Source organism: Zobellella sp. An-6, from assembly GCF_052487945.1.
In genome coordinates this window covers 1429576-1446361 of the sequence record NZ_CP199259.1, presented here as the reverse complement: position 1 = coordinate 1446361, position 16786 = coordinate 1429576, and the positions used below count along the sequence as shown (strand labels likewise).

The 16786-nt window shown below is 62.0% G+C and carries 17 protein-coding genes; 9 read left to right on the top strand and 8 right to left on the bottom strand.

The window, feature by feature from the left end; all coding sequences use genetic code 11:
- Positions 1–45 precede the first annotated feature (45 nt).
- On the top strand, positions 46–1173 hold the full coding sequence (locus tag ACT7DK_RS06700) for a methyl-accepting chemotaxis protein (RefSeq protein WP_445397560.1): 1128 nt from the start codon (positions 46–48) through the stop codon (positions 1171–1173).
- Between the two features lie 68 nt (positions 1174–1241).
- Here ACT7DK_RS06700 and ACT7DK_RS06695 read toward each other — a convergent pair whose 3' ends face one another.
- The 3 genes from ACT7DK_RS06695 to ACT7DK_RS06685 all read right to left on the bottom strand — a co-directional run bounded on the left by ACT7DK_RS06695 (position 1242) and on the right by ACT7DK_RS06685 (position 2855).
- On the bottom strand, positions 1242–1874 hold the full coding sequence (locus tag ACT7DK_RS06695; RefSeq protein ID WP_445397558.1) for a YceH family protein: 633 nt from the start codon (positions 1872–1874) through the stop codon (positions 1242–1244).
- 188 nt (positions 1875–2062) lie between these two features.
- Positions 2063–2392, bottom strand: a complete 330-nt coding sequence (locus ACT7DK_RS06690; protein WP_445397556.1) for a hypothetical protein — start codon at positions 2390–2392, stop codon at positions 2063–2065.
- Positions 2393–2519: 127 nt separating this feature from the next.
- On the bottom strand, positions 2520–2855 hold the full coding sequence (locus tag ACT7DK_RS06685) for a YkgJ family cysteine cluster protein (RefSeq protein ID WP_445397554.1): 336 nt from the start codon (positions 2853–2855) through the stop codon (positions 2520–2522).
- A 455-nt stretch (positions 2856–3310) separates the two neighbouring features.
- Between ACT7DK_RS06685 and ACT7DK_RS06680 the strand changes: the two genes are divergently transcribed.
- The gene (locus ACT7DK_RS06680) at positions 3311–5191 is read left to right on the top strand and encodes a methyl-accepting chemotaxis protein (RefSeq protein WP_445397552.1); all 1881 of its coding nucleotides are present in this window, start codon (positions 3311–3313) and stop codon (positions 5189–5191) included.
- Between the two features lie 103 nt (positions 5192–5294).
- Positions 5295–5840 (top strand): hydrolase, encoded by a 546-nt coding sequence (locus ACT7DK_RS06675; protein ID WP_445397550.1) that lies wholly within the window; start codon positions 5295–5297, stop codon positions 5838–5840.
- Between the two features lie 192 nt (positions 5841–6032).
- Here ACT7DK_RS06675 and ACT7DK_RS06670 read toward each other — a convergent pair whose 3' ends face one another.
- Entirely contained in the window at positions 6033–7454 is a 1422-nt protein-coding gene (locus ACT7DK_RS06670) for an alanine/glycine:cation symporter family protein (RefSeq protein WP_445397548.1), read from the bottom strand.
- A gap of 393 nt (positions 7455–7847) precedes the next feature.
- On the opposite strand from ACT7DK_RS06670, the gene tal reads away from it, so the two are divergent.
- Together tal and ACT7DK_RS06660 are read left to right on the top strand one after the other, a co-directional pair.
- The gene (gene tal / locus ACT7DK_RS06665) at positions 7848–8801 is read left to right on the top strand and encodes a transaldolase (protein WP_445397546.1); all 954 of its coding nucleotides are present in this window, start codon (positions 7848–7850) and stop codon (positions 8799–8801) included.
- A gap of 219 nt (positions 8802–9020) precedes the next feature.
- The gene (locus ACT7DK_RS06660; protein WP_445397544.1) at positions 9021–9215 is read left to right on the top strand and encodes a DUF3545 family protein; all 195 of its coding nucleotides are present in this window, start codon (positions 9021–9023) and stop codon (positions 9213–9215) included.
- Positions 9216–9334: 119 nt separating this feature from the next.
- Here ACT7DK_RS06660 and ung read toward each other — a convergent pair whose 3' ends face one another.
- From ung to yejK, 3 genes are all read right to left on the bottom strand, one after another.
- Positions 9335–10009, bottom strand: coding sequence for a uracil-DNA glycosylase (ung, locus tag ACT7DK_RS06655; protein ID WP_445397542.1), 675 nt, complete (start codon positions 10007–10009; stop codon positions 9335–9337).
- A 274-nt stretch (positions 10010–10283) separates the two neighbouring features.
- The gene (locus ACT7DK_RS06650) at positions 10284–11183 is read right to left on the bottom strand and encodes a hydrogen peroxide-inducible genes activator (protein ID WP_445397540.1); all 900 of its coding nucleotides are present in this window, start codon (positions 11181–11183) and stop codon (positions 10284–10286) included.
- A 150-nt stretch (positions 11184–11333) separates the two neighbouring features.
- The gene (gene yejK, locus ACT7DK_RS06645) at positions 11334–12332 is read right to left on the bottom strand and encodes a nucleoid-associated protein YejK (protein ID WP_445397538.1); all 999 of its coding nucleotides are present in this window, start codon (positions 12330–12332) and stop codon (positions 11334–11336) included.
- Between the two features lie 77 nt (positions 12333–12409).
- Here yejK and ACT7DK_RS06640 point away from each other — a divergent pair, with 77 nt between their 5' ends.
- On the top strand, positions 12410–12637 hold the full coding sequence (locus tag ACT7DK_RS06640; protein ID WP_445397536.1) for a YejL family protein: 228 nt from the start codon (positions 12410–12412) through the stop codon (positions 12635–12637).
- Between the two features lie 32 nt (positions 12638–12669).
- A complete protein-coding gene (locus ACT7DK_RS06635) occupies positions 12670–14523 on the top strand; it encodes a DUF3413 domain-containing protein (RefSeq protein ID WP_445397534.1) in 1854 nt (617 codons plus the stop codon).
- A gap of 55 nt (positions 14524–14578) precedes the next feature.
- Here the strand turns inward: ACT7DK_RS06635 and ACT7DK_RS06630 are convergent, their stop codons facing one another.
- Positions 14579–15025, bottom strand: a complete 447-nt coding sequence (locus ACT7DK_RS06630; RefSeq protein WP_445397532.1) for an NlpC/P60 family protein — start codon at positions 15023–15025, stop codon at positions 14579–14581.
- A gap of 152 nt (positions 15026–15177) precedes the next feature.
- On the opposite strand from ACT7DK_RS06630, the gene ACT7DK_RS06625 reads away from it, so the two are divergent.
- A complete protein-coding gene (locus ACT7DK_RS06625; protein ID WP_445397530.1) occupies positions 15178–15897 on the top strand; it encodes a 4'-phosphopantetheinyl transferase family protein in 720 nt (239 codons plus the stop codon).
- Positions 15898–15909: 12 nt separating this feature from the next.
- Positions 15910–16746 (top strand): tetratricopeptide repeat protein, encoded by an 837-nt coding sequence (locus tag ACT7DK_RS06620; protein WP_445397528.1) that lies wholly within the window; start codon positions 15910–15912, stop codon positions 16744–16746.
- Positions 16747–16786: the final 40 nt, after the last annotated feature.

Below are 16786 nucleotides of genomic sequence, written 5' to 3'. Positions count from 1 at the left end.
TTGATATTCAACCGGACCCGGCCGGGACGAGACAGGGGGAGCAGGATGTTTTTCAAACGCACGCAACAACGGCTGGCCGAGCAGGAAGCCAGGGATCGGCAGCAACAACAGCACCTGCACCGGCTGACTGCCGAACTGGACACCAAAGACGCGGAGCTGGCCCGGCTCAGGGCCCGCCTCGCCGACCTCGAAACCCGGGACGCCCTGGGCCAGGGCGTGTTCGGCAGCATGACCAGCTTCGGCCAGTCGCTCGACGGCCTGTGCTTTTCCTTCGGCAGCCTGTCCAGCAACCTCAACCGGGAACAGGCCGCCGCCGTCAGGGCCGCCGGGCAGTCCGATCATGCCAAGGCCATTCTCAGCGGCATGGTCGACAACCTGCACGCCCTCTCCGCCAAGACCAACACCACCGCCGACGGGGTGGAGAAACTGTCGCAACAGGCCGGGCAGATCGGCCGTATCGTGCAACTGATAAGGGAAGTGGCGGAGCAGACCAACCTGCTGGCGCTCAATGCCGCCATCGAGGCCGCCCGGGCGGCGGAGGCCGGGCGGGGCTTCGCGGTGGTGGCCGACGAGGTGCGCAAGCTGGCCGAGCGCACCGGTCAGGCCACCACCGAAATTGCCGGGCTGGTCGATGCCATTCAGCAGGAAACCCGCAACACCCGCGGCACCATGGCCGAAAGTGCGCGCCTGGCCGAACGCTGCGCCCAGGAGTCCGCCTCCGCCGCCGGCGAGATGGATCAGCTCAGCCAGCTGGCGCATCATATGGAGCAGGCGGTGGTGGGCGCCGCCCGGCTGTCCAGCGTGGAGCTGGCCAACATCGAGGAGCTGCAGCTCAAGCTGGAGGTTTACCGGGTGCTGATGGGACAGTCGGAGCGCCGCCCCGAGCAGATCCCGGATGAAACCCAGTGCCGGCTGGGCCAGTGGTATTACCAGGGAGAAGGCAAGGCGCTCTATGCCGGCCAGGCCGACTACCGGGCGCTGGAAACGCCGCACCAGGCCATGCACCGCTTCGCCCGGGAGGCCATCCGTTGCTACTACGCGCAGGATTACCCCCGGGCGCTGGCCGCCCTGGGCGAGATGGAGCAGGCCAACCTGAGGGTATTCAAGGGAATCGAGCAGATGCTGGCCCCCTTGCGGGAAACCGGGGAGAAGACGGCGCGGCAGGCAGCCTAGCGCCGAACAGGGTAAAAACCGACCCGCACGAAGCTTCTGGAGGGGCGGGCGGCCCGCCCCTTCCCGCCCTAGCCTTCCAGCTCGTCGATGCGTGCCTGCAGGCGTTGCACCTGTGCCTCCAGCTCATGGATACGCGCCTGCAGCTCGGCTTCCCGGTCCTGCCCGCCGGGCTCCTGCTCGGCCTCGGCCACGGCGTAGTCGGTATTGCCGAACAGGTGGGCGTAACGGGACTCCCGCTTGCCGGGCTGGCGCGGCAGCTTGACCACGAAGGGGCCCTTGTCGGCCAGGCTCTGCAGGCAGGCTTCCACCTGGGTCACGTCATCGAACGGGTGCAGCCGCGGGGTGCGGCTGCGCAGCTCGCCGGGGGTCTGGGGGCCACGCAGCAGCAGTTCGCAGACGATGGCCAGCTCGCCGGGGCTGAACTGCAGCTCACCGAATTCGGTGTTGCAGAAGCGATGCTGGAACTTGGCGGCGCGGGCGTTGAAACCGGCCACGTTATTGACCAGGCGGCGGGCGATCAGGGTGTTCAGCACCGACTGCACCTCCTTTTCGCCCAGGTTCATCACCGGATCCCGGTTGCTCTTCTGGTTGCAGGCGTTGACCAGGGAATTCAGGGTCAGGGGGTAGACTTCGGGGGTCGACACCTGTTTCTCGATCAGGCAGCCGATCACCCTTTGCTCCAGGGAGGACAGCATTTCCATTCAGCACACTCCTTCGTTTTTGCTTTCAAGCCTACCGGACAAATCGAAAAAGGCCAGCACAGATTGCCCGCGGCACCGGCTCAGCCCCGGACGCAGGCCGCTGCCTTGGCCATGCCGCCGCTGCCGCGCAGGGTGAACACGGTGTCGGGCGACACCCGGTATTGCGCCAGCAACCCCGCGATGGCCATTTAGTCGGTGTTGCAGGTCTTCAGATAGCCGTCCGTATTGACGATGGTGTTGACCGAGTCGATGGCCTGCACCGAGGGATCCAGCTCGTCCACCATGGGGATACAGTCTTCCTTGAACGGCATCGACACCGCGCGGCACCGGATCCCCAGGGCGCGCACGCCGCCGATGGCGGCCGCCAGATCCCTGGTGGTAAACGCCTTGTAGAGATAATCCAGCCCCAGGCATCGTACAGCTAGTTGTGAAAGCGGGTGCCGAAATTGCCGGACCTGGCGGCCAGCGACATGCCCAGGGTGGTGTCCTTGGTGATGGATCTGGTCATCGAAGCGCATCCTTGGTGGTGGAAACAATGAACATGACGGCGAGGCCATGGGTGCCATTCATCACTGTACCACGCCGGGCCGCCCCGGCCTTCCCTGGCCGGAAAAAACGACCGCCTCGCGACCCCGGTGGCCGGCTTTAGGCGGCCACCGGATGATCCCCCAGCGGCGGCAGGCCGTAGGCGGCCCGGGCCCGGTTGCAGGCGCCGTCGGCATCGAAGGCCTCAAACTCCCGGCAGGGACTGGGCCTGTTGGGGTAGATGCGGCAGGACACGCAGCCGCCCACCTCGCCTTCCAGCGCCACACAGCGCGGGCTGGCCTGGTTGGTGCCCAGCATCGCCAGCCGGGTGGGGCTCACGGCTTCGGTCAGGGCCTCGGGCACCTGGAACTCGCTGTGGATTTCTCCCCAGTAAAAGGAAACACGAAAAAAAGCGCAGCAGGCGCCGCAGCTCAGACAGGGATTGCCACCACTCATTAACGCCTTACCTCCTGGCAAAACTAAACAGTGACGATATACGAATAAGGTTGAACTCGGGGACAGAGCTGGCCCCATCGATGCGGAAAACGAGAGAAAGGGTTGGCGTACAGGACCAATGTCTCTGACGCGGCTTGCCGGTGTCGTCTCCTCTGCTGGAACCAAGTGGATCTCATTATCACTGTGGCAACGAGATGTGGGGCCGTTATTGATAAATCGAAAGCCTGACGTAATCAAGAGGACGGCGATGCGGCCGATAAGAAAAAATGCCCCCGTTGTCATCGACACAGGACAAGGTCTCAATTGGCGATACATCGGCGCGGTAAACCCGGAAAGAAACTGTGCACCAGCGCAGGATATTGCAAAAAATGAATTTTTTTCAGTATGTTGCTCTGCGTTATGCGACTAAAGTATAAGCCGCTCTCGACCAAACAATAACTATAGGGACCCGTTGTATGAAAATAGCCCATAAAGTCGGACTTACGGCCGCCGCCGTGCTGCTCGTCACCGTCAGCATACTGTCCTGGATGCAGCTCTCCCAGGTAAGGGACGCATTGCGCGAGCAGACCGCCGCCGCCATCGGCGAAACCAGCTCAACCCTGGCCAAGCAGATCGAAGGCTGGCTCAACGCCAAGCTCGGCCTTATTGACATGGTGGCCCAAAACATCGACCGCGACTTCAGCCCCGAGCAGGTGCAACGCGCCTTCGACCTGCCGTTGCTGAAGGACGAGTTCATCCTGATTTTTGGCGGCCTCGACAGCCAGAACGGCCGCCCCATCGGCAATGATCCCGGCTGGAACCCTCCCGGCTGGGATGCCCGCAAACGCCCCTGGTATCCCGTCGCCATGGGCTCCAACCGCGCCGCATTGACCGAACCCTACCTCTCGACCGAAGGTGACATCCTGATCTCCGCCGTGGCCAAGCTCAGCGACCAGGGCCGCTCCCTGGGCGCCTTCGGTGGCGATCTCAGCCTGCAGACGGTAGCCGACGCCATCAACGTCATCGACTTCAACGGCGCCGGTTATGCCTTTCTGGTGGCCGAAAACGGCAATATCATCTCCCATCCCCAGGCGGAGCTGAACGGCAAGTCCCTCGGCGAGCTGTTCGAGGGCAAACAGCCCGCCCTGAGCAGCACCATGGCCAGCTACCAGCTGGGCGGCAAGCCCCATTGGGTCTCTTTCACCCCGCTGTCGGAGCTGAAAAGCGCCAAGTGGTACATAGGGGTGGTGCTGGATGAAGCCGCCGTCATGGCCCAGGCGGATCGCCTGCAATGGCAGGCGCTGCTGATCGCGGTGCTGGGCGTGGCCATCAGCATGACCCTGCTGATCCTGCTGATGAGCAGCCTGCTCAAGCCGCTGGGCGGCCTGCACCAGTCCCTGAAGGACATCAACGGCGGCCAGGGCGACCTGACCAAACGCCTGCCCATAGTGCGCCGGGACGACTTCGGCCTGGTGGCCAACGAGTTCAACGGCTTCCTCGGTCACCTGCAGAAGCTGATCGGCGAGGTGATGGACAGCTCCGACAAGCTGAAGGCCAGCATCGGCCAGACTTCCGGCCAGTCGGAGCAGGCGGAAAACCAGCTGCAGCAGCAGTTGCAGGAGCTGGATCAGCTGGCCACCGCCATGCACGAGATGGCCGCTACCGCCACCGAAGTTGCCCAGCACGCCCAGAACGCCGCCGAGGCCGCCAACGCCGCCAACCAGGAAACCGAGCAGGGCGCCCTGGTGGTGTCCCGCTCCACCCAGGCGGTGGAGCGACTGGCCGCCGACATGGAGGACACCATGGCCTCGGTCAACGAGCTGGCCCAGCTGAGCCGCAATATCGAGTCCATCCTGTCGGTGATCACCGGCATCGCCGAGCAGACCAACCTGCTGGCCCTCAACGCCGCCATCGAGGCCGCCCGCGCCGGCGAATCGGGCCGGGGCTTCGCGGTGGTGGCCGACGAGGTGCGTTCACTCGCCTCCCGCACCCAGCAGTCGACCCAGGAGATCGGCGACATGATCGAGAAGCTGCAGGCCGGGGTCAGGCTGGCGGAAAGCAAGATGAAGCAGAGCCAGGAGCTGGCCGCCCAGACTTCGGTGGACGCCGCCGAGGCCAACGAGGTGCTGGCCCGGATCCGTCAGGCCATCGGCCACATCAACGACATGAACCTACAGATCGCCACCGCGGCGGAAGAGCAGAGCGCCACCAGCGAGGAGATCAACCAGAACACCACCAATATCCGCGATATCAGCCAGGACGTGGCCAGCGGCGCCATCGCCCAGGTGCGCCACTGCCAGGCCATGCTGGAGCAGATGCAGCGACAGCACAACCTGCTGGGAGAGTTCAAGGTCTGATAGGGGCCGCTGTTACCAAGGGGCGCCGCACGGCGCCCTTTTTCTTTGCCCGGCAAAAGGGTCATACTAACGGCATCAGACAGAGAGGGAGAACAGGATGTTGATGGAATTCGATAAAGCGGCGCTGATGGTGATCGACGTACAGGAGAAGCTGATCCCGGCCATCGATCACGGCGAGCGGCTGAGTGCCCGTATCCAGTGGCTGATCTCGGCCTGCCAGGCGCTCGGCACCCCCATTTTATTTACCGAGCAGTACCCCAAGGGGCTGGGCCATACCCAGGCCGCTCTCACCGTGCTGATGGACGAACCCGAAGTAGTGGAAAAGATGCACTTCTCGGTGGTGGCCGCCGGTTGCCTGCCGGCGCACTGGCAGCACTACCCTCAGGTGATCGTCTGCGGCATGGAGACCCACGTCTGCGTGCTGCAGACGGTGATGGATCTGCTGAAGGCGGGCAAGGAGGTGTTCGTGGTGGCGGATGCGGTAGGCAGCCGCACCGAGGAGAACCGGCAGCTGGGCCTGGCCCGCATGCGCGATGCCGGCGCCCGGATCGTCAGCCGCGAGATGGTGGTGTTCGAGTTGCTGCACCGCTCCGGCACCGAACAGTTCAAGACCATCAGCAGGCAATTTCTGGTGGGAGAGCAGCCCTGAGGCGTGAGGCGTGAGGCGTGAGGCGTGAGGCGTGAGGCGTGAGGCGTGAGGCGTGAGGCGTGAGGCGTGAGGCGTGAGGCGTGAGGCGTGAGGCGTGAGGCGACAGCATAATGGAGCATAGAGCGCCGTCAACCGCATAACGCTGCCTGAAAGCGGGGACTGGGGCATTACTGCTTACCAGTCCCCGGACAGTTATTTCTTGTCCCAGATCCCTTCTTCCAGCTGGCGATGCAGCTCCGGGTACTTGGCCGCATCGAAGCTGGGCACCTTGCCGAGCTTGAGCTGGTCGTTGTAGTCCCGCGCCAGCTTGATGGCCACGCCCGACAGCAGCAGAATCGCCACCAGGTTGGTCAGCGCCATCATGCCCATGGACGCGTCCGCCATGGCCCAGATGGTGGGCAGTTCACCGATAGAGCCGAACATCACCATGCCCAGCACGAACAGGCGGAACACCAGCAGACCGGCCTTATGGTTGTGCTCCAGGAAGATCAGGTTGTTCTCCGCATAGGCGTAGTTCGCCACTATGGAGGTGAAGGCGAAGAACAGGATGGCGATGGCGATAAAGGTATTGCCCCAGTCGCCCACCTCGTGAGACAGCGCCCGCTGGGTCAGTTCGATGCCGGTCACCCCGGAGCCGGGCTCGAACTGGCCCGACAGCAGTATGATCGAGGCGGTACAGGTACAGATGACGATGGTGTCGGTAAAGACCCCCAGCATCTGCACATAACCCTGGGACGCCGGATGGGGCGGATAGGGAGTGGCCGAGGCCGCCGCGTTGGGGGCCGAGCCCATGCCCGCCTCGTTGGAGAAGAGCCCACGCTTGATGCCGTTGATCATGGCCTGGGAGATGGCATACCCCATGGCGCCGCCGCCGGCCTGCTCCAGGCCGAAGGCCGACTTGACGATAAGCATGAGCACCCCCGGCAGCTCGGTGATGTTCATCACCACCACCACCAGGGCGATGAGCAGATAGGCCAGGGCCATCGCAGGAACCACCAGCTCGGCAAAGCGGGCGATGGCGCGCAGGCCGCCGAAGATGATGACGCCGGCCAGCACCACCAGCGCCAGGCCGGTGGCCCAGTGCGGGATGCCGAAGGCCACGTCCATGGCGGCACTGATGGAGTTGGCCTGCACCGCGTTGAACACCAGGCCGAAGGCGATGATCAGGAAGATGGCGAACAGCACGCCCATCCAACGCAATCCCAAGCCCTTCTCCATGTAGTAGGCGGGGCCGCCCCGGTAGTTGCCGTCCTCATCCTTTACCTTGTACAGTTGGGCCAGGGTGCTCTCCACGAAGGCGGTGGACATGCCGATCAGTGCGATGAGCCACATCCAGAAGATGGCGCCCGGCCCCCCCAGGTACAGGGCCACGGCCACACCGGCCAAATTGCCGGTGCCTACCCGGGCCGCCAGGCTGGTACAGAGGGCCTGGAAGGACGAGATGCCCGCCGCATCGGACTTGCGACTGTTCCTGAGCACGGAAAACATGTGGCCGAAGTGACGAAACTGAATAAAGCCCAGGCGCAGGGTGAAGAACACCCCTACCCCCAGCAGCAGATAGATCAGTACCGTGCCCCAGAGCAGGTCGTTGATAAAAGCGATAATGGTATCCATTGGCGTGTCTCTGCTTCTCCTAAGTGTGAGTATTCATTTACCAGATAAGAATCGTTATCACCTTCTCTGGTCCGCAGCGCACGGAATCTAGCACAATGCGCAAAAATCACCACGTGACACAGATCACACTAAGTTATAACCGTCTAAATAAAACGACCTTGCTTATCAAAAAACAGACAATCAAGCCAAAAAATCAAAATATATCACCATCAAAAAACATTTTATCGAAATTTAATATCACTTCCTTGCACGGACTGCTTCCTCCCAGCCCCCATTTCCTGACCCATTGCTCAGCTCTTTCCCGGCGTCACTTTATTTTAGTGTCCCGAATAAGAGATACTGTGCCCCTGTACCCCCAAGGGGCCCGAACCAGAGCAAAGGACCTTATATCAAATGGCCGATAAACTGACCCAACTGAGAACACTGACCACCGTCGTCGCCGACACCGGCGATATCGAAGCCATCCGCAAGTATCAGCCGGAAGATGCCACCACCAATCCCTCCCTGATCCTGAAAGCGGCCCAGATCCCGGAGTATCGCCCGCTGCTCGAAGACGCCGTGGCCTGGGCCAAGTCCCAGAGCCAGGATCCCGCCCGGCAACTGGTCGACGCCTCCGACAAGCTGGCGGTCAACATCGGCTGTGAAATCCTCAAGATCGTCCCCGGCCGCATCTCCACCGAGGTGGACGCCCGCCTGTCCTTCGACACCCAGGCCAGCATCGACAAGGCACGCCGCCTGATCGCCCTGTACAGCCAAGCCGGCATCGACCGTGGACGCATCCTGATCAAGCTGGCCTCCACCTGGGAAGGCATCCGCGCCGCCGAGGTGCTGGAGCAGGAAGGCATCAACTGCAACCTGACCCTGCTGTTCAGCTTCGCCCAGGCCCGGGCCTGTGCCGAAGCCGGCGCCTACCTGATCTCCCCCTTCGTGGGCCGCATCCTCGACTGGTACAAGAAAAACACCGACCAAAAGGAATACGCCCCGGCGGAAGATCCGGGCGTACTCTCCGTGAGCCGCATCTACGACTACTACAAGGCCCACGGCTATGCGACCGTGGTGATGGGCGCCAGCTTCCGCAACACCGGCGAAATCCTTGAGCTGGCTGGTTGCGACCGTCTGACCATAGGCCCCGACCTGCTGGCAGAGCTGAGCCAGGCCGAAGGCGAGGTGGTGCAGAAACTCAGGGACCAGGGCGCCAGTCAGGCCCGCCCGGCCCCCATGACCGAAGCCGAGTTCCGCTGGGAGCAGAACCAGGACGCCATGGCCACCGAAAAGTTGGCCGAAGGCATCCGCAATTTCGCCATCGACCAGGGCAAGCTGGAAGCCATGCTGAAGGAAATGTTGTAACCCCGTCTCTCCGGCCGCCACGCCAGGGCGGCCGTTTTGTTTTTGCCCCTCGCCGACACGCATTTTCCTCCCAAGCCAATACCCGTCTGAATACAAAAACGCACCTTGATCGCGCTCTTTTACCGGATTAATAAAAGTGTCATAACTGGGTTTTATTTTATAACGGGCTGTGATATATCCAAATGTGACTGCAACTGATAGCCAACAGGAGGGAGCCCCATGGAAAGGTTCAGCTTCGATGATCAGGAGTTTGTGGTTGAACGGTCCTCACGCAGTTCATCGCGTGAACCCGCCAAAAAGCGCAAGTGGCGGGAAATAGAAGCATTAAAGGACAAGCGGCGCTTACAAAAAGAACTTCAGCTGCTCGACTGCGCCTTCGAATACGAAGGCAGCCTGGAAGAGCTTGAGCTGTAGAGCACGAAGAAAAAGTTTCAGGCGCCTGCGGGCGCCTTTTTTGCGAGAGGGGTGAGCTTGAATTCGTGGCCGGCCCGGCGCCTCACCATTCGGAGCGCAGGCGGCCCGCACGCCATGGTTCAGACTTCAAGCGGCAGTTGCCAGTCGATGGGGGCCTTGCCTTGCTGTCGCAGCAACTCGTTGGTTTTGGAAAAATGCCGGCAGCCGAGGAAACCACGGTGGGCCGACAAGGGGCTGGGATGGGGCGCGGCCAGCACATGGTGCCGCTGGCGGTCGATCATGGCCCCCTTCTTCTGGGCATGGCTGCCCCAGAGTAAAAATACCACTCCGTCACAATGCTCATTCACCGCACGGATCACATGATCGGTAAAGGTTTCCCAGCCCAGTTGGGCATGGGAGTGGGCCTTGCCCGCCTCTACCGTCAGCACGGTGTTGAGCATCAGGACCCCCTGCCGGGCCCAGGACTCGAGACAGCCGTGCCGGGGAATATGAAAGTCGGGGATATCGGTGCTCAGTTCCTTGTACATGTTCTGCAGCGAGGGCGGTACCCGCACGCCCGGCAGTACCGAAAAGCAGAGGCCGTGGGCCTGGTTGGGGCCATGGTAGGGATCCTGGCCCAGCATCACCACCTTCACCTCCCCCAGCTCGGTATATTTGAAGGCATTGAAAATGTCTTGCTGGGGCGGATAGATCACCTTGCCCGCTCCGCGCTCCTGTTTGACGAAGGCCATCGCCTGCTGGAAGTAGGGCTGCTCTTTTTCGTGGCCTATCACCTGGCTCCATGTCAGTGTCATGCGCTGTGCTTTCCGTTCGAGATAAAGCGCCTAGCTTAAAAGCTCGATATTTCCCCTGCAAGCCCGGCTCTGCGGTTCGTGCCGTTGGCGAGCCCATGAAATCGCCAAAACAGGTAGTAGTAAAGTCTTACCAACAGCAAATAAACATCAAAAAATAAAAAGCCCAAAAAAAGTAAATTATTAAGCCAATCGCGAAGCTTGCAAGCGGTGTTTTCTCCGCTCTGGCCATCGGGCTGGTCGCCCCGGCCGTGGCCTGACGGCCATCACCGCGGCTTTAAAGCAGCTCGGTCACGAGCGCCCCCAAACGAGAAAAGGTTTCCACCCGGGTGGCGGTCGGCCGCCACACCAGGCCGATATCCCGGTAGGCCTTGTCGCCCTGCGGCGCCATGGCGACGATCTCGGTATTGTCGAGGATGCCGGCGTCGATCGCCATCTGCGGCAGGAAGGTGGTACCGAGGCCGGCGCCCACCATCTGCACCAGGGTATGCAGGCTGGTGGCGGCGAAGGGGTTGACCTTGCGGCTGTCGGTCAGCCGGCAGGCGCTCACCGCATGTTCGGTCAGGCAGTGCTCCTGCTCCAGCAGAAAGATGCTCTGATCCGGCAGGTCGGCATAATCCACCGGCATCCGACCGTGCTGCCGGGCCTGCTCCCTGTGCATCACCAGCACGAAGGGGTCCTGGCCCAGCACCCGGGTCTGCAGCCCCTCGGTATCGGTGGGCAGGGCCAGCAGCAACAAGTCCAGCTCGCCGGCCCGCAGCATGGCCAGCAGTTGCGGCGTGGTGTCCTCGCGCAGCAGCAACTGCAACTCGGGATAATGGCGGCGGCAGCGCTGCACCAGTTCACTCAACAGGAAAGGCGCTATGGTGGGGATGCAGCCCAGGCGGATGGCCCCCTGCATGGCTCCCTTCTGCCCTTCCACCAGTTCCATCAGCTCCCGGGTCTGTACCAGCAGTTCCCGGGCCCGCACCACCACCTGCCGGCCCAAGGGAGTCATCACGAACGCCTTGTGATCCCGCTCGATCAGTTCCCCGCCGAGCAGGGATTCCAGGCTCTGCAGGCCGGTGCTCAGGGTAGACTGGCTGACGAAACAGGCCTTGGCGGCCCGGTTGAAGTTCTGGTGCTCGTCCAGGGCCACCAGGTAGGTCAATTGCTTCAGGCTGGGCAAACGGCTCATTGATTAACTCGATTAAGGCTATCTATTTAATTCGATTCAATAACGGTATCACAGCGCTTAGACTGGCCGCCATCGAAGCTTTCCCTTTCCTGTCCCAAGTATGCCTACTTGTTACAGCCCCGGGGCGGCAGGATGCCTGCCCCACCCTTATTAGAGTTTGCCCTGTAGCTGGGATTTCAGGTTGGGCGGCGTGCCCTTGATCACCAGGGTGTCGGTGGCGGCATCGTACTGGATGCGCTCGCCCAAGAGCTTCTGGTCGAAGCTGATGGTCAGGCCTCCCCCGGAGCCCACGTACTTGGTCAGCCCCTTGAGCGCGGATCTGTCCACCGGGAAACGCTCTTCCAGCTGGTATTCCTCGCTGACGAACTGGTAGAAGTCCAGATCGTCGTCCTGGCCCAGCTCGGCGGACAGCTCCCGCAGTTCCAGCTCTTCCCCTTCCTTGAGCTGATCGCGGCAGTACTTGCTCACCAGCGCCTTGCTTTCCAGTTTCTCCTCGGGGCTGAGTTGGCGGGACTCGCAATAGTCGTCCACCGCCTTCAGCAAGCCCTGGCTCTGGGTCTTGGGATCCATGCCTTCCACGCAGGACAGGAAGTTGAGGAAAAAATCCGACACCTTGCGCCCGGCCCGGCCCTTGATAAAGGAAAAGTAGCGGCGCGACTCGGGACGACTCTGCAACTCGGTCAGATCCAGGCGGGCGGCGAGCTGCATCTTGCCCAGATCCAGATAGCTGGCGTGGCTGACTTCCAGCTTGTCGGTGACGGTGACGCTGTCCCTGTTGTCGAGCAGGGCGATCAGCAGGTAGTGGGCGCCCAGCCACTGATAGCGCACGAACAACAATACGCCGGCCTCATTCATCTCCAGCCGGTGCAGCTCGCCCAACAGCCGCTCGGCCGCCAGATGGGAAAAGGCGGCGAAGGCCAGGCTCTGATCCTGCAGCCGTCGCACCAGATCGCGAAAGCCGCCGTCTTCCTCGCTGAAGTAGCCGAACACCTTGCCCGCCTTGGTGTTATAGATATGGTGCAATTCACCCATCAGCTGGTTCACCGCAGGCCCCGTGGCCAGTTCCTGCTCCCGGGTGGCCAGCTGGGTCTGCCCCTGCTCGTCGATAAAGAGAGAATGTACTATGATGTGTTCGATATCCAAGCTCATAACAGATTGCCGTAGAGTTGCCAGAAGGGGTGGGGTATTATAGTCGCCCCGTTACTAAGTTACATGACTGAACGCCCATGCCTGTCCTTTCCAAATACGATAAACAATACGACCAACTGCTGAGCGAACTGGAGGCCGTGATGGACAAACACCAGGCCCCGGCGGATCTGCGGTTGATGGTGCTGGGCAATCTGGTCACCCATGTGCTCAACCATCAGGTCGCCCCGGGGCAGCGGCAGGCCATCGCCGACAAGTTCGCCAAGGTGTTGACCGCCTCCGTCGATTCACAAAAAGGGGCTCATTAAGAGCCTTTTTGTTAGCCGAAACAGTCTGAACCATGGTCGAAACCGGTAACCTCTATCGCGATAATGTCTCCCGCTTGATCGGGTGGGGTCATTGGTTTGTATTTTTCAACATCCTGCTGGCCATGGCGGTGTCGAGCCGCTACCTGCTGGCCACCGGCTGGCCCGACACCGCCCTCGGCGTCGGCTACATGCTGGTGAGCTGGGTCGGGCATTTCGCCTTCCTGACCTTCTTCACCTATCTGCTGACCCTGTTTCCCCTCACCTTCCTGCTGCCGAAGCTCAGGGCGGTGCAATTCCTGGGCGCGGCCATCGCCACCGGGGCCCTGACCCTGCTGCTGGTGGACACCCAGGTGTTCAGCCTGTTCAAATTCCATCTCAACCCCACCGTCTGGCACCTGCTGTTGGATCAGGCCCAGGCCGAGGAAGCCTCCGGCTGGGGCTGGCTGTTCGTCTGGGTGCCTCTGCTGTTTCTGCTTGAGCTGTGGCTGGCGGCCTGGCTATGGCGCTGGAGCCAGCGCCGGCGGCGCTCCCTGGCCCTGCCCCTGGCCCTGCCCCTGCTGGTCAGCTTCTTTCTCACCCACAGCGTGCACATCTGGGCCGATGCCGTGGTCTATGCGCCCATCACCAATCAGAAGGCCAATTTCCCGCTGTCCTACCCCATGACCGCCAAGAGTTTCCTGATCAAGCAGGGCTGGCTGGATGAGGATCAATACCGACGCCTGTCGGAGCAGGCCGCCGACCAGCCCCAGCGCCGGCTGAACTACCCCCTGCGCCCGCTGTCGGTATCGGCACCGACGCACACCCCCAACATCCTGTTGGTCGTCGCCGACGGCCTGCGCGCCGATCAGCTCGACGCCATCACCATGCCCAACCTGTACCGCTTCGCCGAGCGGAACCTGCGTTTCGACGACCATCTCAGCGCCGGTAACCAGCCCCAGGCAGCCCTGTTCAGCCTGTTCTACAGCCTGCCGGCCCACTATCGCCACGACGCCGAAGTGGAAGGCATGGCGCCGGTACTGATCGACGAGCTGCAGCGCCAGGACTACCGCTTCGGACTCTTTGCCAGTGGCGGCCTCGCGTTGCCGCTGTATGAAAGCGCCATCTTTTCCACCCTGCGCAACCAACCCTTCGACAAGGCCCCGGGGGGCGCCGAGGGCGACCGCCAGGCCCTGCACCGTTTCGCCGGCTGGTTGACCGAACAGGACGAACAGCGTCCCTGGTTCTCCTTCCTCTACCTGGATGCCCTCAAGGCACTGGATCTGCCGGCGGATACCCGGGGCCCCTTCCAGCCCTCCCTGGAGCGGCTCAATCCGGCTCAGGGTTACAGCGACGAGCAGCGCGAGGCCCTGTTCAACCGTTACCGCAACGCCGTGTTCTATACCGACCAGTTGCTGGGCCAGGTGCTGGCCCTGGCCCAGAGGCCGGGCAGCCGGGATACCCTGATCATCGTGACCTCGGGCCACGGCATGGAATTCAACGACAACGGCAACAACGTCTGGGGCTTCGGCAGCGCCTACTCTCCCCAGCAGTTGCACGTGCCCCTGGTGATCGGCTGGCCCGGCCAGGGCAAGGCCCGGTTCACCCATCCGACCAGCCAGCTGGATCTGGTGCCTACCCTGATGCAGCAGCTGTTGGGCGTACAGAGCCCGACGCGCAGCTACAGCACCGGGCACTCGCTGTTTGAGGCCGAGCCGGGCCGCTGGCGGCTGGCCTCCGACGAAGAAGAGTACGTGATTTACCAGCGGAACGAGATCACCCTGTTCAATCGCCGGGGCGATTTCCAGCTGTTGCAGGCAACGGACTACCGGGCCAAACCCGACGCCAGCCCGGAGCTGTCGTTATTGCTGCAGGTGATGAACGAACTGAATCGCTTTCAGGGACAGTGACGGAGCGGGACGGGAAACAGGGTCATGTTTCCCCCTTTCCCGCCCCGCTTGATCCTCAGATATCATCCAGCAAGCGACGAGCCTGCCAGTAGCGGCTGCGCCAGTAGACATTGTCCAGGCGGGAAATGGTGACACCCACGCTGGAAGAGGCATGGGCGAATTTGCCGTTGCCGATATAAACACCATTGTGCTGGCCACTGCCGGTGCGAAAGAAGACCAGATCCCCCGGCTGCAATTCATCCTTGTCGATCGCCCGGCCCAGGTTGACCTGCTCGTAAGTGCTGCGCGGCAATTCCATGCCGAACACTTCCTGGTACATGGTCCGGGTGAAGGCCGAACAATCTATGCCCTCGGCATCCACGCCGCCGAAACGATAGGGCACCCCTCGCCAGCGTTGGTATACCTGGTGCAGATCCATGACAGTGCCCGGTGAGCGCTTGGGCTTTATCGGACCGGTGCTGATACTGTAAGTCAGGGAAGAAGACGGTTTTTTTCCAGCCATCTTTTTGCCTGACTCCGGACTCGGGCTGCTGCTGCAACCGGCGACCAAGAGCACACTGCTTAGCATAATGATTTTTTTCATTTGAATAATGGCAACCAGCTGTCAATCTGAAAGATACTAGTGCAGATCCAGGGTATTTTGCAAAAAAGAATATGAGCAAAAACAACGATATTTTCACTGAGTTACTGATTTGTGACGGGGTGAATATAAAACCGCCGGCAGACGCTCAGAAAATACTCTCGCAGCAGGAAAGGGAGCGCCTCGCCGGCATGAGCCACCCTGGGCAGGCCAGGCTGTTTCTGCTGGGTCGCTACCTGTTGCGCCATTGGCTTGCCCTCCATCTGACGGAGGATCCGGCGCGGATCCCAATCCGGATCGACGCCAAGGGGAAGCCTTGGCTCGACCGGCCGGGCTGGCAGTTCAACATCAGTCACTGCGGCGATCTGCTGGCATTGACCATCGGTCACGGGGGCAGTCTCGGCATCGATCTGGAAAATCGCCAATTGGATCCACACCAGATCCACCGCCTCGCCCGCCGCTACCTGAGCCAGGAAGAGCGGAACTGGCTGGCCCACAGCCCCGCTCCCGGACAGGACTTTATTCGTCTGTGGACGGTCAAGGAAGCGGTACTCAAGGCCCAGGGTGGCGGCATTGCCAACAACCTGCAGCGGGTACACTGGAAGGCCGGCAGTCCCCTTGCCCGGTTCGACGACCAGCCTTACCGGCTGTACCAGTACACCCTGGGGACAGCCTGGCTGACCCTGGCCCAGGCGGGTGAGCAAGGCCCGCGCCCCGTGCTGCGCGGCCCCGCGGATTTGCCCTGCGACCTTGAAATCGGCGGGCCCCAGCCCAATCTAACCATAAAACCCTAAAGAGACCTGTTTATGATCGTTGACATCAATGTGCAGAACTTCCAGCAGGCGCTGATCCAGGCCTCCATGAGCAAGACGGTGGTGATCTACTTCCACGCCCAACAGGTGCCCGAGTGCCAGACGCTGGGGCCCGTGGTGGAGCGCCTGGTCGGGGCCGACAACAGCCATATCGATCTGGCCCGGGTCGACGTGGCCGATCCGCAGCTGCAGAGCCTGGCGGTCCAGCTGGGGCTGCAGGCGCTGCCGGCCCTGGTCGCCTTCAAGGACGCCCAGCCGGTGGACATACTGGAAGGTCCCCAGGACGAAGCGGCCATCAAGGCCTTTCTGCAACCCTATCAACCGAATGAAGCCGCCCTGCTGCTGGAGCAGGCCAAACAGGCCCTGGGCCAGGATCCCCAGGCCGCCTATGGCCTGCTGCAGCAGGCCCGTGCCCTCGAAGACAGCGCCGCCATTCGCCTGTACCTGGCCGAAGCGGCCCTGGCGCTGAACAAGCTGGAAGAGACCAAGCAACTGCTGGCCACCATCGGCATGGCCGATCAGGACAGCCAGTACCAGCACATACTGGCCCGGCTGGAGCTGGCGGAAGAAGCCGCCGACAGCCCGGAGCTACGCGAGCTGGAGCAGAAGCTGGCCGAAGCGCCGGAATCGTTGGAGCTGAAAGAGGAACTGGCGGTGCTCTATTTCCAGGCCGGTCGCCAGGAAGAGGCCCTGCAGTTGCTGATCGAAGTGTTGCAGCAAGACCTGGGCTTCGGCGACGCCAAGAAGCGTTTCCTGGACATGCTGACCACCATGGGCGCCGATCCCAAGGCCTCCCGCTATCGCCGCAAGCTCTACAGCATGCTCTACTAAGCGCGGCCACGAAGACAAAAAAAGGCGGGGTCATCGAGAT